This is a genomic window from Sphingomonas anseongensis (genome assembly GCF_023516495.1).
In the GTDB taxonomy this organism is placed as follows: Bacteria; Pseudomonadota; Alphaproteobacteria; order Sphingomonadales; family Sphingomonadaceae; genus Sphingomicrobium; species Sphingomicrobium anseongensis.
Map to the genome: position 1 here is coordinate 978,057 of NZ_JAMGBC010000001.1, position 21,722 is coordinate 999,778.

The 21,722-nt window shown below is 64.4% G+C and carries 25 protein-coding genes, 1 tRNA gene and 1 pseudogene; 11 read left to right on the forward strand and 16 right to left on the reverse strand.

The annotated features are described in order from the left end of the window. Positions 1-25: 25 nt before the first annotated feature. Both LZ519_RS05070 and LZ519_RS05075 read right to left on the reverse strand, forming a co-directional pair. Positions 26-232, reverse strand: a complete 207-nt coding sequence (locus LZ519_RS05070) for a helix-turn-helix domain-containing protein (RefSeq protein ID WP_249867632.1) — start codon at positions 230-232, stop codon at positions 26-28. Position 233: 1 nt separating this feature from the next. Beyond that, entirely contained in the window at positions 234-758 is a 525-nt protein-coding gene (locus LZ519_RS05075; RefSeq protein ID WP_249867633.1) for a DUF2975 domain-containing protein, read from the reverse strand. Between the two features lie 146 nt (positions 759-904). Between LZ519_RS05075 and LZ519_RS05080 the strand changes: the two genes are divergently transcribed. Further along, on the forward strand, positions 905-2,137 hold the full coding sequence (locus tag LZ519_RS05080; RefSeq protein ID WP_249867634.1) for an MFS transporter: 1,233 nt from the start codon (positions 905-907) through the stop codon (positions 2,135-2,137). A 4-nt stretch (positions 2,138-2,141) separates the two neighbouring features. Here the strand turns inward: LZ519_RS05080 and LZ519_RS05085 are convergent, their stop codons facing one another. Next, positions 2,142-2,708, reverse strand: a complete 567-nt coding sequence (locus tag LZ519_RS05085; RefSeq protein WP_249867635.1) for a hypothetical protein — start codon at positions 2,706-2,708, stop codon at positions 2,142-2,144. An 86-nt stretch (positions 2,709-2,794) separates the two neighbouring features. Between LZ519_RS05085 and LZ519_RS05090 the strand changes: the two genes are divergently transcribed. Together LZ519_RS05090 and LZ519_RS05095 are read left to right on the forward strand one after the other, a co-directional pair. Then, a complete protein-coding gene (locus tag LZ519_RS05090) occupies positions 2,795-3,865 on the forward strand; it encodes a winged helix-turn-helix domain-containing protein (protein WP_249867636.1) in 1,071 nt (356 codons plus the stop codon). Between the two features lie 51 nt (positions 3,866-3,916). Beyond that, positions 3,917-4,606, forward strand: a complete 690-nt coding sequence (locus LZ519_RS05095) for an energy transducer TonB (RefSeq protein WP_249867637.1) — start codon at positions 3,917-3,919, stop codon at positions 4,604-4,606. Here LZ519_RS05095 and LZ519_RS05100 read toward each other — a convergent pair whose 3' ends face one another. Further along, on the reverse strand, positions 4,607-5,983 hold the full coding sequence (locus LZ519_RS05100) for a L,D-transpeptidase scaffold domain-containing protein (RefSeq protein WP_249867638.1): 1,377 nt from the start codon (positions 5,981-5,983) through the stop codon (positions 4,607-4,609). Positions 5,984-6,002: 19 nt separating this feature from the next. Next, on the reverse strand, positions 6,003-6,548 hold the full coding sequence (locus tag LZ519_RS05105; protein WP_249867639.1) for a YMGG-like glycine zipper-containing protein: 546 nt from the start codon (positions 6,546-6,548) through the stop codon (positions 6,003-6,005). Between the two features lie 183 nt (positions 6,549-6,731). Between LZ519_RS05105 and arsC the strand changes: the two genes are divergently transcribed. Together arsC and aat are read left to right on the forward strand one after the other, a co-directional pair. Beyond that, on the forward strand, positions 6,732-7,091 hold the full coding sequence (arsC, locus tag LZ519_RS05110) for an arsenate reductase (glutaredoxin) (protein WP_249867640.1): 360 nt from the start codon (positions 6,732-6,734) through the stop codon (positions 7,089-7,091). A 9-nt stretch (positions 7,092-7,100) separates the two neighbouring features. Next, entirely contained in the window at positions 7,101-7,820 is a 720-nt protein-coding gene (gene aat / locus LZ519_RS05115; RefSeq protein ID WP_249867641.1) for a leucyl/phenylalanyl-tRNA--protein transferase, read from the forward strand. 35 nt (positions 7,821-7,855) lie between these two features. On the opposite strand, the pseudogene LZ519_RS05120 reads toward aat, so the two are convergent. After that, a pseudogene (locus LZ519_RS05120) lies at positions 7,856-8,227 on the reverse strand (DUF2155 domain-containing protein); the annotation flags it as partial. A 2-nt stretch (positions 8,228-8,229) separates the two neighbouring features. Then, on the reverse strand, positions 8,230-8,613 hold the full coding sequence (locus LZ519_RS05125) for an NADH:ubiquinone oxidoreductase subunit NDUFA12 (RefSeq protein WP_249867642.1): 384 nt from the start codon (positions 8,611-8,613) through the stop codon (positions 8,230-8,232). Between the two features lie 236 nt (positions 8,614-8,849). Here LZ519_RS05125 and LZ519_RS05130 point away from each other — a divergent pair, with 236 nt between their 5' ends. Next, positions 8,850-9,629 carry a Crp/Fnr family transcriptional regulator gene (locus LZ519_RS05130; RefSeq protein ID WP_249867643.1) on the forward strand — a complete coding sequence of 260 codons (780 nt, stop codon included), beginning with the start codon at positions 8,850-8,852 and terminating at the stop codon, positions 9,627-9,629. A 1-nt stretch (position 9,630) separates the two neighbouring features. Here the strand turns inward: LZ519_RS05130 and LZ519_RS05135 are convergent, their stop codons facing one another. The 3 genes from LZ519_RS05135 to LZ519_RS05145 are packed head-to-tail and all read right to left on the reverse strand — an operon-like array spanning position 9,631 to position 11,437. Then, positions 9,631-10,146, reverse strand: a complete 516-nt coding sequence (locus LZ519_RS05135; protein WP_249867644.1) for a DUF192 domain-containing protein — start codon at positions 10,144-10,146, stop codon at positions 9,631-9,633. Next, positions 10,143-10,832: a cold-shock protein gene (locus tag LZ519_RS05140; protein ID WP_249867645.1), complete on the reverse strand. Its 690-nt coding sequence runs from the start codon at positions 10,830-10,832 to the stop codon at positions 10,143-10,145. Before LZ519_RS05140 ends, LZ519_RS05135 begins: the two co-directional genes overlap by 4 nt. A 56-nt stretch (positions 10,833-10,888) precedes the next feature. Further along, positions 10,889-11,437: a regulatory protein RecX gene (locus LZ519_RS05145; protein WP_249867646.1), complete on the reverse strand. Its 549-nt coding sequence runs from the start codon at positions 11,435-11,437 to the stop codon at positions 10,889-10,891. A gap of 126 nt (positions 11,438-11,563) precedes the next feature. Here LZ519_RS05145 and LZ519_RS05150 point away from each other — a divergent pair, with 126 nt between their 5' ends. Next, complete coding sequence (locus LZ519_RS05150; RefSeq protein WP_249867647.1) at positions 11,564-13,327, forward strand: fatty acyl-AMP ligase; 1,764 nt, start codon at positions 11,564-11,566, stop codon at positions 13,325-13,327. A 144-nt stretch (positions 13,328-13,471) separates the two neighbouring features. On the opposite strand, the gene LZ519_RS05155 is transcribed toward LZ519_RS05150, so the two are convergent. Continuing rightward, positions 13,472-13,547 (reverse strand) — tRNA-Trp (locus LZ519_RS05155). Positions 13,548-13,698: 151 nt separating this feature from the next. Here LZ519_RS05155 and secE point away from each other — a divergent pair. The 3 genes from secE to LZ519_RS05170 all read left to right on the forward strand — a co-directional run bounded on the left by secE (position 13,699) and on the right by LZ519_RS05170 (position 14,811). Beyond that, positions 13,699-13,911, forward strand: coding sequence for a preprotein translocase subunit SecE (gene secE / locus LZ519_RS05160; protein ID WP_249867648.1), 213 nt, complete (start codon positions 13,699-13,701; stop codon positions 13,909-13,911). 19 nt (positions 13,912-13,930) lie between these two features. After that, the gene (nusG, locus tag LZ519_RS05165; RefSeq protein WP_249867649.1) at positions 13,931-14,470 is read left to right on the forward strand and encodes a transcription termination/antitermination protein NusG; all 540 of its coding nucleotides are present in this window, start codon (positions 13,931-13,933) and stop codon (positions 14,468-14,470) included. 155 nt (positions 14,471-14,625) lie between these two features. Then, positions 14,626-14,811, forward strand: coding sequence for a hypothetical protein (locus LZ519_RS05170; protein ID WP_249867650.1), 186 nt, complete (start codon positions 14,626-14,628; stop codon positions 14,809-14,811). On the opposite strand, the gene LZ519_RS05175 is transcribed toward LZ519_RS05170, so the two are convergent. Genes LZ519_RS05175 through LZ519_RS05185 form a run of 3 tightly spaced genes read right to left on the reverse strand, consistent with a single transcriptional unit; the run spans position 14,808 to position 19,700 of the window. Continuing rightward, the gene (locus LZ519_RS05175) at positions 14,808-17,378 is read right to left on the reverse strand and encodes a restriction endonuclease (protein WP_249867651.1); all 2,571 of its coding nucleotides are present in this window, start codon (positions 17,376-17,378) and stop codon (positions 14,808-14,810) included. The two genes, LZ519_RS05170 and LZ519_RS05175, sit on opposite strands and share 4 nt — an antisense overlap. Further along, entirely contained in the window at positions 17,371-18,957 is a 1,587-nt protein-coding gene (locus LZ519_RS05180; protein ID WP_249867652.1) for an Eco57I restriction-modification methylase domain-containing protein, read from the reverse strand. Before LZ519_RS05180 ends, LZ519_RS05175 begins: the two co-directional genes overlap by 8 nt. After that, positions 18,954-19,700, reverse strand: a complete 747-nt coding sequence (locus tag LZ519_RS05185) for a DNA methyltransferase (protein WP_249867653.1) — start codon at positions 19,698-19,700, stop codon at positions 18,954-18,956. Before LZ519_RS05185 ends, LZ519_RS05180 begins: the two co-directional genes overlap by 4 nt. A gap of 261 nt (positions 19,701-19,961) precedes the next feature. Between LZ519_RS05185 and LZ519_RS05190 the strand changes: the two genes are divergently transcribed. Then, complete coding sequence (locus tag LZ519_RS05190) at positions 19,962-20,558, forward strand: hypothetical protein (protein WP_249867654.1); 597 nt, start codon at positions 19,962-19,964, stop codon at positions 20,556-20,558. Positions 20,559-20,578: 20 nt separating this feature from the next. Here the strand turns inward: LZ519_RS05190 and LZ519_RS05195 are convergent, their stop codons facing one another. Beyond that, on the reverse strand, positions 20,579-21,034 hold the full coding sequence (locus LZ519_RS05195) for a cupin domain-containing protein (protein WP_249867655.1): 456 nt from the start codon (positions 21,032-21,034) through the stop codon (positions 20,579-20,581). A gap of 78 nt (positions 21,035-21,112) precedes the next feature. Beyond that, on the reverse strand, positions 21,113-21,496 hold the full coding sequence (locus tag LZ519_RS05200) for a DUF2501 domain-containing protein (protein ID WP_249867656.1): 384 nt from the start codon (positions 21,494-21,496) through the stop codon (positions 21,113-21,115). Positions 21,497-21,722 lie beyond the last annotated feature (226 nt).

Genomic DNA, 21,722 nt, shown 5'->3' on the forward strand with positions numbered 1-21,722 from the left:
GGCAGTCGCCGGCAGCTAACAGGGCCTAGTCGGACACGAACTCGAGCAGGTCGCCCGGCTGGCAGGCGAGCGCCTCGCAAATCGCCTCCAGGGTTGAAAATCGGATCGCCCGTGCCTTGCCGGTCTTCAGGATCGACAGGTTGGCGAGCGTGATGTCGATCCTCTCGGCGAGCTCGGTCAACGTCATCCGCCGGTCGTGGAGCAGGTCGTCGAGCTTGACCGCGATCGCCATCTCAGATCGTCCCCCGGAGGTCTTCGCGCATCAACGTTCCTTCAGCGAAGACTCGCGCGAGCACGAACATCAGGATCACCGCGAGCCAACCGCTGGTCGAGAAACCGGCATCGAGGTGAAGCGGGAATTCGCGCGACGAGATCGCCTTGCCGATCGTCCCGATGACGATGCTGAGGATCTGGAGCGCGAGCAACGCCCACGCAATCGCCTGCAGGCGGTAAGCGTTCGCGGCGACGAAGGGGTCGCCGCGGCCGACCGTCTCCACCATCCGCAGCAAGCGGGTGAGGATAAGGTGATTGAGCGGGACGGCGAGAAGGCCCAGCGTCGCGATCGCCGTCAGCCCGATCATGATTGGATTGGGATCCATGCCGTCCGGAACGTCGATCGCCTTCATGAACCAGGCGGGATTGGAATTTGCGAAGATGACGAGCCCGAGGACCGCCGCGCCGTACAGCCAGTTCACGACGATCAGGATTCGCAAGGTGACGTAGGCGATCGGCAGTGCGGCGGATGCTGGTTTCGACATGACGTTTGGCTCCAAACGACTCGTGATATCGATAAACGATATGTTATTTATCGTTTGTCGGCAAGTACCGGCCGCCGATGGCTGCGAAAACTTGCCCTCGCGCCGGTCCGCGGCGAATGTCCGCGGCGCACAGGGGGAGCTGCCGGATGAGCCTGATCGCCGATCTCAAGTCGCTTGAGAAATCCCAGAAAAGCGCGATCTGGGCGAGCTACCTCGGCTGGACTCTCGACGCCTTCGACTTCTTCCTGCTGGTGTTCATGCTCAAGGCGATCTCGGCCGAGTTCGGCACCGACGTGAAGTCGGTCGCCTATGCGATCTTCGTCACTCTGGCGGCGCGTGCGTTTGGCGCCCTCTTCTTCGGGATCCTCGCCGACCGCTTCGGGCGCCGGCCGATCCTGATGATCGTCATCCTGGCCTTCTCGGCCTTTTCAGCGCTGTCCGGCCTCGCCGGATCGCTGAGCCAGCTGATCCTCATCCGTGCCCTGTTCGGCTTCGCGATGGGCGGCGAATGGGGAATCGGCGCGAGCCTGGTAATGGAATCCATCCCGCCGAAGCTTCGCGGTCCCGTCTCGGGCCTGCTGCAGAGCGGCTATCCGTCGGGCTACTTCGTCGCCAGCATCGTCTATTTCCTGCTGTTCGACGCAATCGGCTGGCGCGGCATGTTCTTCGTCGGGATCGCTCCGGCGTTTCTCGTCTTCCTGATCCGGATGCATGTCGAGGAAAGCCCGGCCTTCAATGCCGCCAGACACAAGCCCCGCGTTAATCCGTTCACCGAGCTGGCCCGCAACTGGAAGATCGCGCTCTACATGATCGTTCTGATGGCGGCGTTCAACGCGTTCAGCCACGGCACCCAGGACCTCTATCCGACCTTCCTTCAGCAGCAGCACCATTTCGACACTCGGCTCACCGGGACGCTGACCGCGATCATGAACGTCGGCGCTATCGTCGGCGGTATCAGCTTCGGGATCTGGTCGGAGAGGATCGGGCGGAAGCGGGCGATCATCATCGCCTGCGCTCTCGCGCTTCCGATCATCCCGCTGTGGGCGTTCAGCACGACCCCGCTGCTGCTCGGCATCGGTGCGTTCCTGATGCAGGTCGCGGTGCAGGGCGCCTGGGGTATCGTCCCCGTCCACCTCAACGAGCTCTCGCCCGGAGCCGTTCGCGCGATGTTCCCAGGCTTTGCCTACCAGCTCGGCAATCTGTTGATGTCGAAGAACGCCGTCTTCCAGGCGGGGATCGCCGAAAGCCGCGGCAACAATTACGGCTTGGCGCTCGCGATCTTCGGTGGGGCGACGGCGGTCATGATCGCGGCCTGGACGGCGATCGGGCCGGAGCGAAAGCACGCAAGCTTCGTCGACACGGTCGCCGCCAAGGAATGACGCCTTAGCTTTCCGCCGCAGCTTTCCTGAACAGCAGCGACGAGCCGAGCCACATCGCCGCGAAGCCTTCGATCAGGATGAGCAGCTTGACGGGCCCCGGAGGCGCGGAAGCTCCCGCATCGATTGCGAAGACGATTGCTCCGACCAGCGCCTGCGCGACCGCCGCCACCGCCATTGCGCGAGCCATCAAGGCCGCCTTGCCGCCCGCGACGATCGCTCCGGCGACCGCCATTGCGATGATCGCCATGAAGACCAGGTTTGCCGGATTGTCCTCGTCGCCGATGATCCCGACCGCGCCGTTGATCCAGATGAGAAGGAACCCTGCCGCGAGCGCGAGCGCGACCCCGCCGCGATAGGCCCAGCTTGCCGACACGCGCACCGCCAGCTCGAGCAGAAGCCCGACGCCCCCGATCAGCACGATCGCGAAGATGAAATCGCCAAGCGTCCAGTTCACGCCGGGCGCCTGGAGCTGCATCGCCACGAGCGGTGCGAGGACGATCGCCACCGCTATGCCCCAGCCGATCACCCGCCACGGACTTGCCAGCCGCCTCTGCACCACTTCGTTTGCCACTGCTTGCCTCCTGACTCGATTGCGGCTTCACTCCTGCACGAGCGCGCGATGAGCGGCATGAGCAACTTGTGAGGTCTTGCTGAAAAATGCCGTCGGGCAGCATCCGCTTCGAAGATTTCGACCTCGACCTCGGCGATCGCCAGCTTCGAAACAGCGGCGCTCCGGTCGACCTCAACAGCCGCTATTTCGACGCTTTGGCGCTGCTGGTCAGCGAGCATGGGCGGCTCGTGTCCAAGGACCGCTTCATGGACGAAGTGTGGCGCGGAGTTCCGGTCACCGACGAGGCGCTGACCCAATGTATCCGAACGCTCAGGCGCCAGCTCGGCGACGACGCCGGCCGCCCCCGTTTCATCGAGACCGTGCCCAAGCACGGCTACCGCTTCATCGCGCCAGTCGAAGGCGCGGACGCTCCGACGCCCGCACCGGTAGTTCGGCCGCGCTCCCTAGGTTCCCCACTGCTCCTCGCGCTCGCCGGAGTGGTCGGCGGCGGACTTGCAGGCTTTATCGGCGGCCTGTTCTATGGTTTTGCCGGGGCCTCGCAGCCGCTCCAGCCCGGCCTCGGCGCGATCTCCGTGCTGCTGGTGCTTCTCTCGCTGACGATCCTCGTCGCGCTTGTTGGCGCCGCTGGCGTCGCGTTCGGAATCGCTGCGGCGGGGTCGCTGGCAAATCGCATCGGCCCGTGGACCGTCGCCGGCGGAGCGCTCGGCGGCCTGTTCGTCGGTGCCTTCGTCAAGTTCCTCGGGCTCGATGCGTTCAGCCTCCTGATCGGCCGAAGCCCGGGCGATATCACCGGCCCGCTGGAAGGCACGATCCTGGGCGCCGCGGTCGGTCTCGGCTGGTGGCTAGCCAACCTTCGCGGCGAGGCGGCAAGCGCGCGCAGGCTCAGCACGATCATCGCAGCTCTCTGTGGAGCGATCGCCGGCGGAATCATTCCCCAGCTTGGCGGCCGCCTGATGGGTGGAAGCCTGGTCCTTCTCGCCCAGACGTTCCCCGGATCGCGCCTCACTCTCGACCGCATCGGCGCAGTCTTCGGCGAGAGCGGCTTCGGGCCGCTCACCCAGACCGCCACCGGGGCGCTCGAAGGCGGCCTGTTCGCCGCGTGCGTCGTCGGCGCGATGGCGGTCGCACAGCGGCAACTGAGGGCCACCCGCGGCTGACGCAAACTTTCGCCCGCCTGTGCGTTGCCAGTGGCGGGAAAGAGGCGAGAGATGGCCTACAGGTCCGTTGATCGAGCCAGCCGCTGGAAGGCGATGCTCGCCTCGTTCGCGCTGACCGGAATTCTCGGCGCAGTCCTCGTCAGCGGCCTCAACGTCCAAACCGTCCGGCACGCAATCGACCACCTGCGCACCTTCGACATCAGCCTTCCCAAACCGCCGCCGCCCGAGCCTCCACCGCCGCCAAGGCCCAGGCAAGCGAAGAAGGCCGAAGGCGCTCCTGCTGCGCCCAAGGCTTCGCCGATAGTCGCTCCCAAACCTGAGGTCGTGCTCCCCACCCGCCAGGTCATCGCGGCCGCAGCCCAGCCGGGAACGGGCGCCTCATCCGCCAACGGCCAAGGCGGAGTCGGCAACGGCAACGGCGCTGGCGGAACGGGCAATGGCCTTGGCGGAGGTGCCGGCTTCACACCGGCCCGGAAGATCACGAAGATCCCGGACGCCCAATATCGCCGCCTCGTCTCGATAAGCGGCATGGAGCGCGGCTCGGTGGGGATCTCTATAAGGGTCACGCCCGACGGGCAGGCGACCGGCTGCAGGGTTATCCGCTCGAGCGGAAGCCCGCCGGCGGATTCGCTCATGTGCCAGCTGACCGAGCAATATGTGCGCTTTCGCCCGGCGCTCGATCCCACCGGACGGCCGGTCGCTCAGCAGATCAGCTGGTTCCCGAACTGGAGCCGCCGCTGATCAGCGCGCGGCTACCGTCGCCCCGGTTGGGTTCACTCCGGCAAGCCGCTCCGCGTCCCAGCCGTAAACGTCGTCGAGATAGGTGACCGTCGAGCCCTCAGGCATGGCGGTCAAATAGGTGACGAACACCGGCACCGGCTTGTCGAGGGGCACCTTGATGTCAGGGTCCTCCGACGTCGCGGTCAGCGTGTGGCCGAACAGCCACCGGCCCAGCCGGTCCGCGTCCTGGAGCCGGATGCAGCCGCCGCTGAACAGGCGCGTTTCCTTCTCGAGCAGCTCCTTCCTGGGAGTGTCGTGGAGGTAGATCCCGTACGGGTTGGCGAAGGTATATTTGATCTTGCCGAGGAAATTCTCCGGCCCCGGAAGCTGGCGCACGCGGATCTGGACCGACCCGTCCTTGACTGCCTTCCAGTCCACCGTGCTCGGGTCGATGGGCGTCGCATTGTCGCTCCAGTCGGACAGGATCTCGTAACCGCGCGACTTGAGATAGCCGAGTCCGTATTTCTCTACGAAAACCCCGACATCGTCCCACACCAGGTCGGGCGGGACGTTCCAATAAGGGTTGAGCGAGGCATAGCGAAGATAGCCGGCAAGCGTCGGGGTCTTGCGGTCGGGCTTCTGCTGACCGACGACGACCTTCATCCAATCGACGACCTTGTTGTCCTCGTACATGTAGAGGCGCTGCGTCGGCGCGTTGACGATGATGTAGCGCTTGGCAGTCGGAAGCACGCGGGCGCGCTGCAGGTTGATCGCCAGGATCTCGCGCTGCTTGTCGCCGTCATAGTGATGGTTGACCAGCGCTCGCCGGAGCTGCGCGTAGATCGGATTCATCCACTGCATGTCCGCAACGAATTGCGTGAGTGACGGCGCCTGCGCCGCCAGCTGAAGCAGCCTCAGCGGCGACGGCGGGCCGAGCCGGAGGGCCGGGTCGGCATATTGAAGCCCGGTATTGGCCGGATTGGCGACGTCCCGCGCGTAAGCGGTGAATGCGCTGCTTAGAAGCGAATCGGCTTTGCGGACGTCGCGTGAATCGTTGCCCGACGCATGCTTCATCGCCTTCAGGAGCGAATCGACGTCATAAGCGGCAGGATTGAGCCCGTCGGTTGCGGAGGTTTGCAGAAGTGCGATCAGCGCCTGGGCAGCCGAGGTCGGCTGGCCGCCCTGGAACCACAAGGGCTTCTCGGAGCGAACCTGGTAGAAGCTTTCGACGTCCTGCCCGCGCGGAATGGCCGCGGCGGCCGCGACTGTGCCGCTCGTCGCCTGGGCTGAGGCAGGCGACAAAAACTGCGCCGCTGCAACGGTGGCAGCGGCGCAGAGCAGTTTCGTGAAGGTGCGCACCGGCACGAGGCCGGTGCGCTTCGTAAGCTGAATAATCACGACACTCTTTTAGTCTCTATTATCCACGCTCGCCACTGCGAACCGGCGTGTTGTACGTCGGAGTGGTCGTCGCCTGCGGCTGACCCGGATAATATTGACCGTTGTAGATGTAGCCGTCGACCTGGCCGTCACCATTGTGGTCGGACCACACCGCGCCGGCGAGACCGCCGACCGCAGCACCGATCACCGCGCCCTGGATGACGCTGACGCCCGGAATGACTGCACCGGCAACCGCACCGAGTGCGGCACCGCCGAGAGCGCCGGTCGCGACGCGGCCGAGCGTGTTGTCATATCCGGCAGGCGTACCGGCATAATACTGACCGTTATAGGTGTATCCGTCGACGTATCCGTCGCCGTTACGGTCGGTCCAAAGAGCGCCCGCGAGGCCGCCGATCGCCGCACCGGCAATCGCGCCTTCGGCAACGCTCACGCCCGGCACGACCGCGCCGACGGCAGCGCCGCCGAGACCGCCGACCGCCGCGTCCTGAGCGACGCGCGGGTTCGAAGCGCATGCGGCAAGCGTAGCCGTTCCGGCGAGGATCGCCGCCAAGATGGATTTCTGCATCGTCTATCTCCCGTGTAGTTGATCAACCGGACCATGCCCCGGGACCCCGAGTCCCCCCGGCGACGGTGCATGTCACATCGCGGAAACGAGGCTTGCGCCCTAACGTTCCGGCTACGCTACAATGCTTGACCGGCCCTGCGGTTGCAGTACGAACCTGCCTATCGAGCACCGGATGTCGCTAGAATGAACCGTTTCGCTGAAGCAACGATATTCCACAATCCGATGTGCGGAACGTCTCGCAAGACGCTTGATATTCTGCGCCAGTCGGGCCGCGACATTAATGTCCGGGAGTATCTGAAGGACCCGCCCACGCGCGACGAGTTGAAGGCGATTTACGACAGGGCGGGGATTTCGCCCCGCGACGGATTGCGCGCCAAGGAGCCTCTGGCCGCGGAGCTGGGCCTTACCCGCCCCGACGTCAGCGACGACGAGATCCTCGATGCGATGGTCGAGCATCCGATCCTGATCGAGCGGCCGCTGGTCGAAACCGAAAAGGGCGTTCGCCTCTGCCGCCCGCAGGACAAGGTCCGCGAGATTCTGTAACCTCGCCGGGTGACCGAGCTCGATCCCCGACTCCTGCTGCAGGGCTACGCAATGGGCATCTTCCCGATGTCCGACAGCCGCCAGGCGGACGACGTCTTCTGGGTCGAGCCGCGGACCCGCGCGATCATCCCCATCGACGGTTTCCATTTGTCAAAATCACTCAAGCGCACCCTGCGCTCCGGCGCCTTCACGGTTACCCTCGACAAGGCTTTCGCGGAGGTTGTCGGCACCTGCGCCGACCGGCCGGAAACCTGGATCAACGCGGACATAGAGCGCGCCGTCCTCGCCCTTCACCGCCTCGGTCACGCGCATTCGATCGAGGTGTGGAGCGGCGATGATCTGGTCGGCGGCCTGTACGGCGTGAAGCTCGGCCGCGCGTTCTTCGGGGAAAGCATGTTCAGCCGGAAAACCGACGCGTCTAAGGTCGCGCTCGCTTGGCTCGTCGCCCGGCTGAAAGCCGGCGGCTACAGTTTGTTGGACTGCCAGTTCATGACCGAGCACCTGGCCTCGCTCGGCGCGATTCCCGTGTCGAAGGAACGCTATTCGGCGTTGTTGGCGACGGCGCTCGGCGAAGGCGATTCCGCTTCGGGAGGTTCCGCCGCCGTATCCGGGCCCGGCGAGTTCTGGGCGCTCGACGCCCTGCTCGAGGAGGCTGGCGCTGCAGACCCTGCCGGTGCCGGCGGGCCCGCCGGGAAGGTCATCGCGCAGCTCTTGGGCCAGACGTCATAGACCGGGTGCTGGACGACGTTCAGCGACGGCGATTCCTTGTACACCCAGCCTGAGAAGACCCGCCGCCACTTCTTGTCGGCACCCTGTACGTCGAGCTGGAGGAAGGCCCCCGTCAGCTTCTCCTGTTCCCACGGCGCGGTCGCCTCGCAGGCGCGAAGGTGGACCGTCGCATCCTTCCACCGGGCGGACTGGCCGGGACGAAGGCTGACCGTCTTCACCAGCCCATTGCGCTTGTTGAGCACGCCGATCACCGCCACCCGCTGGGCCATCGGAGTGACCCCCGCCTCGCGTCCGGTAAGCACCTGCCCGCCATTGGCTGCCTGCGGCTTCTGCTCCGACTGCTGCTGCTTGCCGCAGGCCGCAATCGACAGCGCCAGTGCGAGGCCGATGGCCGCTCGAAGGGACATCCCTATTCCGGGATCCACGGCTGGTAGTCGCCGGTCGAGGCCGGCCGCGCCTTCCCCGAGCCCAGCGCGCCGTCGGGGCGAAACGCGGCCATGGTTCCGGTCGCATTCGGCTCCGGCGTCTTCTGCCACTTGCGGACCGGCGGGAGTGCCTCGCCGGGAAGCTCCTCGATCGTCCCCCTCAGCCACGCCTGCCATTCCGGCGGCACCCGGCTTCCGTCATTGTTGCCGGGATAGATGACCCAGCGGCGGCGCGGCTCCTTCTTCGACTGGTAATAGACGTTGCCGAAGTCGTCGCGGCCGACCTCGTCGCCGCGCATCCAGGTGAACAGCTTGGTGCCCCAGGTATCGCCGTTCCACCAGGTGAAGGTTTTGGACCAAAATCCCATGGCCAGCGCCTCTGCCCCGTCGCGTTGGCGAGCGCAAGCACCCTGCCGGCCCCGATGTCGGACCAGGCTTCGGAATCCCTCAAGCTCTATCTTATGTTGAGCGCCCATCTCTTGATTTAAGTTTGGGTTCGAGGCCGCTGCAATGCTATCGTGACCGTATCGCGGGCCACCTATGATTGGGGCGCTCGGTGACTGAGAGACATTCGAGCTCCCGCCCCGACAGCCGGGTGACGCCAATGGCCACGATAGATGAGCCGGGGATCCAAACCTTCGCACGACGCTCGGAGCCTTTGATCGAGCCTTCGTTTTTCGAGCCGCTGTTCAAGAGATGGAAGCGGCGAGTTGCGCTATCCGAGAACGACAAAGCCGCGCTGCGGTCGCTTCCGTGGACGGTAAAGAGGTATCCGCGCGAAGCCTATCTCGCTCGCGAGGGTGAGCCGACGAAGATTTGCATGGTCCTTCTCGAGGGCTTTGCCCTCCGGCAAAAGCTCGTGAGCGATGGATCGCGCCAGATCATCTCTTTCCACATCCCCGGCGACTTTCTCGATATCCAAAACTGCATGCTGGAGGTCGCCGACCATAATGTCCAAAGCCTCGGCCGATCCGTCGTCGCGGCTGTCCCCAAGGAGGCGCTCGGCGCCCTTATGGCGGAGAATGCCGGCATCCGCCGTGCAATCTGGCTCGACTCACTGATCGACTCCGCGATCTTCCGCGAATGGGTCGTCAACGTCGGCCGCCGCGATGCAAGGGGAAGGATCGCGCACCTGCTGTGCGAGCTTGCCGCGAGGCTGAGGGCCGCCGGGCTCTGCAGCGGGCCCACCTGCGACTTCCCGATGACCCAGGAGCAGATCGCAGACGCAACCGGACTGACCGCGGTCCACACCAACCGCACCCTTCAGTCGCTTCGGAAGGACGGGCTGATCAGCCTGTCGCTCAACAAGCTGACGATCCTCGACTGGGACAAGCTCGCCGAAGAGGGCGACTTCAACGAGCGCTACCTCCACCACTCGGCCTAGATTATCGGGTCCACTCCACCCGGTCGCCGGGGCTGATCCCCAGCTCGGCAGCACGCCCGGCGGCAATCTCCAAGACAGCCGCGACCGGTTCGCCCGACGGCACCGGCGTCTCGTCGAGCGGCTTCGCGGTCGCGATCCTGGCGATGGTCCCGTCCGCCCGAATGAAGATCATGTCGAGTGGGATCAGGGTATTGCGCATCCAGAAGGCGACCGGCTGCGGCGGGTCGTAGGGGAAAATCATCCCCCGGTCCGGCGCCAGCGATTTGACGAACATCAGCCCCATTTCCTGCTGCAGCGGGGAGGCCGCAACGTCGACGGTGAAGCGGTGGGCTCCGGTCGCGGAGGTGATCGTCAGCGGCACCTGGCTAAGACCCGTCTGCGGATCGCCAACTGGAGCCGGCGCTGGGGTTGGTTGACCGTCAGGCGCAGCCGCGGTGCTTGCTTCAGCTTGGGGCGCGGCCGCCTGCGGGCTGCATGCGGCGAGCACGAGCGAGACGGCAATCGTCAGTCCCTTCACGACAGCGGCCGCAGTTCCACCGCTGTCAGGCCCTTTCGGCCCTCGGCAATACGCGCCTCGACCATTTCACCCTGCTGGATTTCACCCAGTCCCGAATTGCGGACAGTTTCCATGTGCACGAAAACGTCTTCGCCGTCGATTCCGGGCCGGTTGAGGAATCCATAGCCCTTCGCGCGGTTGAACCACTTCACCTCGACCCGCTCGAAGTCGCCGGCATTGGCGGCAAGCTCGCCGCGGTCGGCGCGTTGGGCGGGGGTTGCGACCCGGCGGACCGGCACGACCGATTCAGTCGTGTCGATGGAAATCACTTTTTTGGCCTGCAGGCCCCGCTCGAGCTTTGCGGGAATGCATTCGACGACCGCACCCTCGGGCAGGCTCCGTCGCCCGTGTTCCTTGAGGACGCTGAAATGAACGAGGATGTCGCCGTCGACCGAATCGCTGACGAGAAAGCCGAATCCGCGCGTTGCGTCGAACCACTTCACTCGCGCGGAGATCGGCGCCGCACCATCTTCGGTCGAAGCGATCTCTTCCGCAGCTTGCGCGGCTTCGACGTGAAGCTCGTCGGGCTCCTGCGCTGCTATCTCCAGCTCCACAGTTTCACTCGACGCAGCGTCGACGGCGACCGGCCTCCGTGAGGACTTTTTCGCCTTCGCCGGCTGGGGTTGGGGTTGTGTCGTCCGAGCCACTGAAACCCTTAAGAACTAACTAAAGTTATGTCGGCTATCCGACTTTACACCATCACCTAACTTTTTTCTTTAAGCAATTCGAGATCGATATTTCCCCCCGGCTCGATTGCCAGGATTGCGGCGGCAAGCGCGAACGAATGGCCGGCGCGCACCATCGCCGCCAGCGCCCGCTCCCGGTTGGCTCGGTCGCTGCCGCCTTCGCCATAGGGTCCGAAGCGCCTTCGCCTTGCGAACTTCAGCGCCGAATCCACCGCCTCCTCCTCTGCGTGGTCCCTCGCGGGCTCGCTATCCTCCTCGCCGATTCCGGCCGCCCGAAGCGACTGGCTGACGCGGCGCACTCCATAACCCCGCGAAGTCAGCGCCCGCGACTTGGACAAGGCGTAGGCCGCATCGTCGACATAGCCGAGCGAGGCGAGGCGTTCGACGATGCCTTCGACGTCGGCCGGACGATCACCCGCCCATCCGCGCTCGCGAAGCTTCCGGCCGAGATAGGAAGCAAGCTTCGCCCGGCTGGTCGCAAACCGCCCGACGTAGGTCAGCGCAAGCTCGTTGAGCTTTTGCTGGTCCAGCGGCGGGCGCTCTCGATTGCCGGTTCGGCGGGTCATGCGCCCTTTTTGTGCCACCTTTCCGACCCATCAGTAACCCTGCCCCGAACAGCGCCGGCAAGCGTGGTCGACGGGCGGCGGCATGGCTTCACCTGCCGTAAAGGGCGAAACAAGCAGGACAGACGGGTGCTTCAGACCAATTCGACCGACAGCGCCGACTTGGCACCTCCGGGCGCCACTCCCACGACCGACACTCTGGCCCGACGAATCGCAGACTTCGGCACCCTGGCCGAGGCGCTCGATTATGCCGCGCTCGGCCGCAAGGGGATGAACTTCCACGACGCCCGCGGAACGCTGGTCCGCGCCTACCCTTATTCGGAGCTTCGCGAGGATTCGCTCGCCAACGCCCGCCGCTTCGTCTCCCTCGGGATCAAGCCGGGCGACCGGATCGCCCTGATCGCCGAGACCGGCGCCGAATTCGCCGCCGCCTTCTTCGGCGCGGTCTATGCGGGCGCGTGGCCCGTTCCGCTTCCCCTCCCGACCAGCTTCGGCGGCCGCGGAGCCTATGTCGAGCAGCTCAAGATCCAGCTCAAGAGCTGCGACCCGACCTTGTTCCTCGCTCCCGGCGATCTTGCCGAAATGGCGACCGAGGCCGCGGGCGGCGTTCCGGTGCGCGACTGGGCGACGCTGCCGGATGTCGAAGCCGACGGTTCGGACCTTCCTGTCTCGGATCCGGACTCAATCGCCTATCTTCAATATTCCAGCGGGTCGACGCGCTTCCCGCACGGCGTCGCGATCACTCACCGCGGCCTTCTCGACAACCTTCGCGCCCACGGTGTCGGCCTCAATCTGGACGGCGCCGACCGCTGCATCTCGTGGCTGCCCTGGTACCATGACATGGGCCTGGTCGGCTGCCTTCTGTCGCCGCTCGCGCTGCAGGTTTCGGTCGATTATCTGAAGACCGAGGATTTCGCCCGTCGCCCGCTCGCCTGGCTCGACATGATCACGCGCAATCCCGGCAACAGCGTCAGCTATTCGCCAAGCTTCGGCTACGACATCTGCTCGCGCCGGATGAGCTCGCAGACGCGCGCCGAGGACCGCTTCGATCTTTCCCGCTGGAGGATCGCGGGCAATGGCGCCGACATGATCCGCCCGGACGTGATGCAGGCCTTCGTCGATGCCTTCGCCAGCGCCGGCTTCAACGCCACTGCCTTCTGCCCCAGCTACGGCCTTGCCGAAGCGACCCTCGCGGTGTCGCTGATGCCTCCCGGCGAGGGCATCCGGCTCGAGCTGGTCGAGGAAGCCGAGCTGTCCGGCGGCGAATGCGGCACCGGCGAGGAACGCCCGCGCCGCTACCGCGCAGTCGTCAATTGCGGCAAGCCGGTCACCGGGATGGAGGTCGAGGTTCGCGGCGCTGACGGCGCACCGGTCTCCGACCGGTCGATCGGCCGGATCTTCGTCCGCGGAAAAGCGGTCATGGTCGGCTATTTCCGCGACCAGGAGTCGACCGACGCCTGCCTGTCGCCCGACGGTTGGCTCGACACCGGCGACATGGGCTACCTCTCGCGCGGCTACATCTTCATCGTCGGCCGGGCGAAGGACATGATCATCATCAACGGCCGCAACTACTGGCCGCAGGATATCGAATGGGCGGTCGAGCAGCTGCCCGGCTTCAAGTCCGGCGACATCGCCGCCTTCGCGATCACCGGCCCGAGCGGCGAGGAAACGCCGGCGGTCCTCGTCCACTGCCGGGTGTCCGACCCGCAGGAGCGCGGCCGCCTTCGGGACGACATCCGCGAGCGGGTCCACGCGATCACCGGGATCAGCGCGATCATCGAGCTCGTCCCCCCGCGCACCCTTCCCCGAACCAGCTCGGGCAAGCTGTCGCGCACCAAGGCGCGCTCGCTTTATTTGTCGGGTGAGATTCAGCCTTACGATATCGCTGCGTAGCCGCCGAGCACAACGAAAGCGGAGCGAAGCGAGCGTTGTTGTGCGAGAGACGGCGAGCGCCGGCCAGCGGGTCAGGCGAAGCTGAGCCCGACTGACGTCACGGGATTTACTCCCGTGACGGCCCGCTTCACGCCTTGTCGGAAATGGCAGGAGTGGAGGGACTCGAACCCACGACCCTCGGTTTTGGAGACCGATGCTCTACCAACTGAGCTACACTCCTGCAGAGTGTCGGGGGCGAGGTAGACAGCAGTCGCGCCGTTCGCAACCCTCACTTGAACCACCGCCTCCGGCGCGCTAAATGCGCAATCGTCCGAGGTCCGGCGGGGAGCCCCCGCGGACCTCGTTTTTCTATCCGAAGAGGACCGCGGCACGTGGCAAAGGTTTCAGTCGGCGAGTTCGTCCGCCAGGTCAAAACCGAAGGGTTCGAGAAGATCCACTGGCCGAGTCGCCAGGAAACCTTCCGCACCACGGTGATGGTCCTGATCATGACCGGCATGCTCGCGCTCTTCTTCTTCGCAACCGACGCTATGTTCAGCGCCATCGTCCAGTTCCTGCTCGGCCTCCTCGGCCCTGCCGCCGCCTAGAAGGAATAGCATCCAACCCATGTCCCGCTGGTACATCATCCACGCTTATTCGGGCTTCGAGAACAAGGTGCGCGAGCAGATCCTCGCCGACGCCGCCCGAATGGGCCTCGAAAGCCAGGTCGAATCGGTCGAAGTCCCGACCGAGAAGGTGACCGAGATCCGCCGCGGCAAGAAGGTCACGTCCGACCGCAAGTTCTTCCCCGGCTACGTGCTGGCCAAGCTGAACATGAGCGACGACGTCTACCACCTGGTGAAGAACACGCCGAAGGTGACCGGCTTCCTCGGCCCCAACGGCAAGCCGCAGGCGATCAGCGAGGCCGAGGCCGCGCGGATCCTCTCCACCAAGGAAGAGATGGCCGCCGCCGCGCCGAGCAAGAAGATCCAGGTCGATTACGACATCGGCGACAGCGTCAAGGTCCTCGACGGCCCCTTCGCAAGCTTCAATGGCATCGTCGAAGAGCTCGATTTCGACCGCAGCCGGGTGAAGGTCAGCGTGAGCATCTTCGGTCGCGCGACGCCGGTGGAGCTGGAGTTCGAACAAGTCGAACGAGTCAAATGACACCGAGCGCAAGGCGGAAGGTCGCGTAGCGACCGCCGACTTGTGTCGAAGATTGGCATGACCGCGGCCGGCGGGGCGCGAGCCTGATGCGAGCGAACCCGTTCGACGTCACGAATTTACTTCGTGACGGCAGTTCTTCCCTTTAGTGTTTGCACATGGCCAGCGGCGAAAAATTCGAACGCCACCGCCAGCCCTGGCGGCAGGACGAGATCAGCAAGCTCCACCAGCTCGCCGGCAAGGGCATGAGCCTGAGAGCCATAGCCAAGGCGCTAACCCGCACCGAGGAATCGGTGAAGGACCGAGCGAAGGCGGACCGGCTGAAGATCACGAAGATGCGTTAGGCCGGAGTTTCCACGGTCTCCTTTGCAACGACGGTGTCGTAACCGCCGATGTGAGTGAGTCCTTCGTGGCTGTCTATGCCCGTATACCGCAGCGACGCATTCTCGTAGCGGCGGAAGGCGAACACCGCCGCGTTCATCCGTTCGGTGTTGAAGACCTTGAGCCGCACCAGCAGGTCGAAATCCGCGACGGTCAGGCCCGTCACGATGCGGAACAGGTCCGGTTCGATCTTCGTGATCACATCGGTGAGCGTGTTCTCGCGGAAATCAGTCAGGTACATGAAAGCGGGAATGCGCGTGGCGAACTTGATCAGCTTTTCCTGAACCTTTTTCCGGAGCGACTTGTACTCCTTTTCCTCGTCGGTCAGCTCCTTCTTTTCCTTCGTGGAAAGCTCGCCGTCCTTGGCCTTCTTCTTGAGCTCCTTGACCGTCTCGCTCTTGTTGATGATCGTCTCGATCACGTTGTCGCCCAGGTTGCGCCACCCCTCGATCTGCTCGACCGCCGCCATCGCCTCCTCGCTATCGAGCACGCGGCGCAATGTGTCGTTGTCGACATTGACCAGCATCGCCGATTCCCACTTGCGGGCGAGCAGCGTGGCCGAGGTTCCCGCCATGGCGATGTCGAGGATGCCGCCGGCATCGATCTGCGTCATGTTCGCGCCGTCGTAGGCGAGGACAGGCAGGAACGAGACGAGGTCCGCCACCGCTCTTTCGGGGTTGGGCTCGCCCGGCGACAGACCAATGCCATATTCCGAAAGCTGGCGCAGCGCTCGAGTCGGCGCAAAATCGAAAACGTAGCAATTGGGCTTCGTCACGAACTCGGCGTGCGGATCGTCGCCTTCCGGGTTCTTGATCGACCACGGCGACTGCACCCGAAACGCGGCCTGGAAATAGCTTTCCGGCGACTTCAGGTTGCGCAGCATCAGGATCGACGACCACTGCGGCACGGTAACGCCGGTGGTCAGCTTGCCGCAGGACAGCGTGATCGTCTTGGTGTCATGCCCGTTGCCAATCGCCTTGCGCACCGGCGGCAGCGCATCCAGCCCAATCCCGGCCGCCGTTCCTGCCGCCACCACCACCTTATATTCATGCCAGAAGACGTTCTGCGGCTCTTCGAGGAGGTTCCGCATAGCCTCGCACTGCGCGACATTGTGGAAGTACCAGAAGCTGTGGTTGAGGTAGGGCAGCAGCCGCACGTCCGAATAAGGCCAAGGCGGGCGGGTGCCGGTCTTGAGGCTCTCGATGGCCTGCGCGGGGCCCGAGCCGCGGATGATGTTGAGCCATTTCTGAACCTCGTCCTTGTGCTCGAACTGGGCGAGGACGCCGGTGCCTTTGGCCTTGAAGAATTCGTTGAGGTCGAACTCGTCGAATTCGCCGCCGCTGGCGATGCTCAGCAGCTCGTCGGGCATCTGGTAGGTCAGCAGGCTCAGCATCGGCAGCGCCTGATAGGGGTTATGCCCTTCGCCCGCCCATCCCGCCTTGGCGCGCTGCTCGTCGGTGTAGGTCCAGTTGAAGATCTGTTCTTCGATGAACTCGCCGGTGGCCAGCGCCTTGAACGGTGTACCGGACAAATAGAGATAGGCGCGCGTCTTGATCGGCAGGAATTCCGTCTCCGCTTCCGACAGCACTTCCAGTTCTTCGTTCACCGCGTCTAGGTCGGCTTCAAGCCTGTCCGCTTCCTTGACGACCGCCGAATCCTCGCCTTCGAACAGCTCCTTCGCGGAATCCCGCCAGGCGCCGAAGTGATACTCGTCGAAAATGACGAGGTCCCAATCGGTCAGGTGGATCGATTCATTGCGCGCCTTGATGTTGCCGGTTGCCCGATCCCGGCCGAGCAAGTCCTGAAACGAACCGAAATAGACGAGCGGCTGATCGGCGGGCACAGTCGCGGGATCGCCGCCTGCGTGCGCGGAGAGATAGTGCCAGCCTTCGAAATCCTGGTGGCTCTTGAGGTCGGCTTCCCAGGCATCCTCGACCGCGGGCTTGAAGGTGACGACGAGAACGCGCTTCACCCCCAGCTTCTTCGCCAGCTGGTAGCCGGTGAAGGTCTTGCCGAAGCGCATCTTGGCGTTCCACAGGAAGCGGGGGACGGCTTTGGCGTCCTCGGCCCAGCGGTCCTGGTAATAGGCGTATGTCTGCTCGACCGCCGCTGCTTGCTCGGCGCGCATGGGGAAGGTTTCGTGATGCGTGCCGGACAGCTCCACGCCCGCCTGCAACTCGACGATCGCGGTCAGCACGTCGGCGGGGGTGCAGCGCATCCATTCGCGCGAGCCGCCGAAATGCGGGTTGTCGAAGCCCTTGGCGATCAGGCGCTGACGGACATCGCTGTCGCGGAACACGCCGCCGTCGGGCCGCTCGGCGAAGCAATCCTTCGGCGTGTGCAGCGTATAGGCTTGCTGCGCCTGCCCCTGCGACTGGCGAATGCGAGTGTTGACGTCCGGCTGCAGGGTCTGTCCGACCTTGATCAGCCCGGCGTAGTCGGGCGAAGGATTGTTGAACGACCACGCATAGATGCGCAGCCGCGCCTCGGGCTTCGGGGTCAGGACTTGGTCGATTGTGGGATCAGGCAACGCCTGTGTCCATCGGCCGGATCATGCTTTCTATGAAGGCGGCTTCCTCCTCGGTGATGCCGTATTTTTCGTAAAGTTCGGCGTCGGTCCAAGTCCGATCCCAAGTCTGTTGCGGGACCCACATGTACGTGCCGCGCAGCGCGTCCTGCGTGATCTTCCGAAGGGAGACGAGAAAGCGGAAAAACTTCGTCGTATAGTAAGAGCGAATGCTCAACGCCGCTGCCTCACTATCCGCCCAAAACGCAATAAACGTTTGCGTGCAAACAGAACCCGGTTCGACAACAAGAGGCTTTCCGAGCACGACGTCAGGAATCTTCTGTCCGCCGTCAGAGCCAGCCTTTGGCGTGAGCACCTTCCATAGGTCTACGAGATGCGCGTTCTTTTTGATAAACTTGTTCGGCAGGTAGCCCACAAGGCGCTTGCCTTGCTTCACGAGGTGAAGGGCTACGTCTCCCGCCTTCGCCCGCTGTTCGTAGTTTTCAAAATTAGTAGCGATACCGAACGGCGTGTCTCCCGTAAGAATTTCCGTGATCGACGGCTCGGACTTCGCTTGGACCTTGTGCAGAATTTTGATGGCGCGAGGGTCGCGGACAAAAATATCAAATTCATTTAGGTCGCGCCCGACGGGGCCCACCGTCTCTTCTCCGCGGATCGTCGTCACAGCCGTTTGGCCTTCGTGCGATTTGCTCCAAAGGAAATAACCGATGCCGCCCTTTACCTCGACGCCTGGAAAAACGTCCTTTGAGACAGGATAATCTACGAGCTGCGAAATCTTACCGCAGGAAAGCATTGTTGCCCTGAATTCGTCCATCCCGCGCCCGCCGGCTAACCAGCGGGACGGCGTGACCATGCTCACAAAACTCGGCTCTAACTTGATCGCTTGCTCCACGAACAAGTGGTAAATTGAGGAGTCGCTCGTCCCGCCAGCGCCGCCAGTCATCTGATACGGCGGGTTCCCGATAATCACGTCGAAATGCATCGTGCCTCCGAACAACTCGCCGAGGCGAGTGCTGATGTCGCTTGCATGGATGAACGCATAGGCGTGGTTCTCTTCGTCCGGCCCGCGGTCGAGGAAGGTCTTGCCCGCGCCGCAGACGCGGCAACGGTCGCCGTCGCGGATGTGCTCGGTCCGCTCGAACCAGACATTGCCGTCGTCGTTGTCGTCGAACGCCACGGCGGCGACGCTGTGCGGGCCGGTCGCGTGCTTCGAGCAATAGAGGCTGCGCCGGGCGAGCAGCGCGGTCAGCCGGGTGATGCCGATGCCGAAGAGCTGCTTCGTCAGGATATGATCGACTCGCTCTTGCAAATCGGGGAACTCGCCCTCCAGCCCCTTGATGAGCCGCGTCGCGATCTCGCGCAGGAACACGCCCGACTTGGTGCAGGGATCGAGGAAGGTGACTTTGCTGTCCGCCCAGATGTCCGCGCCCCCGTTGGCCGCCGCCCAGCCTTCCGCCAGCGTATCGAGCATGCGGTTGGCGAACTCGGGTGGAGTGAACACCTCGTCGTTCGACAGGTTGGCGATGCAGGTGAGGACGTCGGGGTTGCGGCCCTTGAGGGTGAAAGGGGCCTGGTCCGTCATGCCGCGCCGTCCAGCGCCGCCAGTTCGCGCACATTCATCGGCGCATGGTTGGCGATTGGCTGGAACACCGGATGCTGGCCGAGCGTGGCGAACAGCGAAGGCTGACCGGCATAGCCCTGCCGCTCTTCCTTGAGCGAGCCCGCCTCGGTCAGGCTCTTCAGGCTGAAGTCCCGCCGCTGGAACTTGCCCTTGCCGATATAGCCCCATTCGACGATCATGATCGGCCCCCCGTCCGCGTCGGTCATCTTCATCGCATCGCCGTGGATCAGGTTCAACGACAGAACGTGGCTGGCGGCGTGGTAAAGATCGTCGTCCTCGGTCAGGCCGAGGTATTGCGCGAACACTTCGAGCATGTTGCCGCGGCATTCGGCGATGTTGTCGGCCAGCAGCTCTATCCCGTAGCAACTCGTGAGCGCGAGCAGCGCGTAGTGGCGCTCCTCGAACGCGTTCTTGCCGTACTTCGCCTCGACCGCGGCCAGCTTGCGCTGGAGGATCGGCACGAGGAAATTGCCGCTGCCGCAGGCGGGTTCGAGGAAGCGGGAGTCGATCCGTTCGGTCTCGCCTTTCACGAGGTCGAGCATCTTCTCGACCAGCCACGGCGGCGTGAACACCTCGCCGTGATCGGCGACGCGCTTTTTCGACTTGATCAGCTTGTCGCCGCGGTACAGCGGGCCTTCGTCGCGCGTTGCGTCGAACTCCGGCTGGAGCGGCTTGATGCCGTCGGGTGCTTGGCTCTTGCTCATTGTCGCAATCACATCGAGCGTACGGGCAACGCGGGCCGGCGGCTGGGCCTTGCCCGCCTCCCAAGCCTCCACCGTTGCCGATGAGACACCAAATTCGCGGCAAACATCATCAAGAGTGAACCCGGCCTCGGTCCGGCAATTCGAGAAAGACAAGCAGCACCTCTACCCCCGAGCAACAGCACTGTGGGCCACGAAGTGGCGAGGTGCAAGGAAGAGAAAGTCCCTGTCCTACAGCCCCCATTTTGTGCCTTATCCTCGTGGATGAAACATTCGAGTAAGGACTGCCTGGGGCAGTCCGACGGAGAAGTTCCGGATAAACCCAAGGCCGCCTTAGGAACCGTTTGCGACGGTTCGACGCCGGCTTTCCCCTTCACCCCCGTCGCCCTCCGCCCCCGCCACGACGGCTGGACCCCCGAGAAACAGATCGCCTTCATCGAAGCGCTGGCCGAGACCGCCTGCGTCGAGGAAGCGTGCCGCCGCGTCGGAATGTCGGACAGCTCCGCCTACCAGCTCCGCCGCCGTCCGTGCGGCGCGCCGTTCCGCCGGGCCTGGGACGCGGCGCTCGATTACGCGCTTCACCGGCTGGAGCAGGCGGCCCTTTCGCGGGCACTCAACGGCGTCCCTCGTCCGGTCTTCTACAAGGGCGAGCAGGTCGGCGAATGGCGCGAATATGACGAGCGGCTGACCATGTTCCTGCTTCGCTTCCGCCGGGCGCGAAGGTTCGGCGGCTGGATCGACGGGCTGCCTCCCGCGCCGGACGCCGAGATTGAAACCGAGGAGGATGCTGCAATCCGCCTCGATCTCGCTCTCGACACCATCGAAGATTCGACCACCCCTCCTCGCGCGTCAGGGGAGTGAAGTTAGTGAACTTCCGCGCACTACTTCTTCGCCGTCCGCGGATCGTCCGCCGGATTCACGTAGATGATCTGGAACGGCCCGTGGCTGGTGATCTGCACCGTCGCCCCGCCGTCGGTGAACGCATAATGGTTCATGTTCGGAGCCATGGCGATGTAGCCGCCTAGGCCCAGCGTGCCGGCCTTCGCCTTGTCGGCCACGTCGCCCATTCCGAGCGACATCGATCCTTCCATCACCGTCACCAGCTCCGGCGTCGGGTGGTGGTGCGGGGCGACCGAATAGCCGGCCGGGAATTTCAGGCGGATGGTGAACATCCCCTCCTTGGTCGGATCTCCGGAGAGCACCGCGAGCTGCGCGCCCGCCGGGAGCCCTGGCGGTGCCGGTCCCCATTTGAGGTCGGTCGGCATCATCTGGGCGCTCGCGGTCGAGCCCGCGAAAGCGGCCGCGGCGCAAAGGGAGAGCATAAGCGTACGGGTCATCGGATTACCCCTTTCCGATTCACCACCCACGACGCCCCCTTACCACGCGCGACGGGCCAGCGAAATTGGCGAGCGCGCTCAGAGGAACTTGCCGGCCTGCTTCAGCACCATGCTGCACGCCTGCGACTTGATTGGGTCGCTTACGCTTCCGAGCGAGAAGCTGGACTTGCCGCTGAGGATCGTCCCGGCCTGGCCGGCCGCGAGTCCCTTCGAACCGGCGACGCCCGGCTTCTTCATCAGGCCGTCGAGCACCGACGTCGCATTGGCGGACCCGCCCCCAAGCAGGTTGTTCTTGGCGCAATATCCCAGCACGCCTGCGGCATTGCCCATTCCGATGCCGGAAATGTTCGGGATTCCGCCCAGGCCGCCGAGCCCCGCGATCGACGGCATTTGCGCGCTCGACGCGGAGGCCGCTGCCGCGGCCACCAGCCCGAACAGGAACGATGTGCGCGAATATGGCATGACTGACGATCCTTTCGGCCGGACGGCTACGCCCGGGCGAAGGCAGCGAACATCGGGCCTAATCCCGACCCGCGGCTCCCCTTCCAATCCGTGCCCTCATCGTGTAGGGGCCCCGCCTTCCAATCCAATTGGAAACCATCGCGGGAGGCTGTCCCAGAGGCAGCCGTTCGTACCGCTAAACTTGAGAACCGCCTGCGGAGATGTTTCGACCGCAGGCCAACGACAG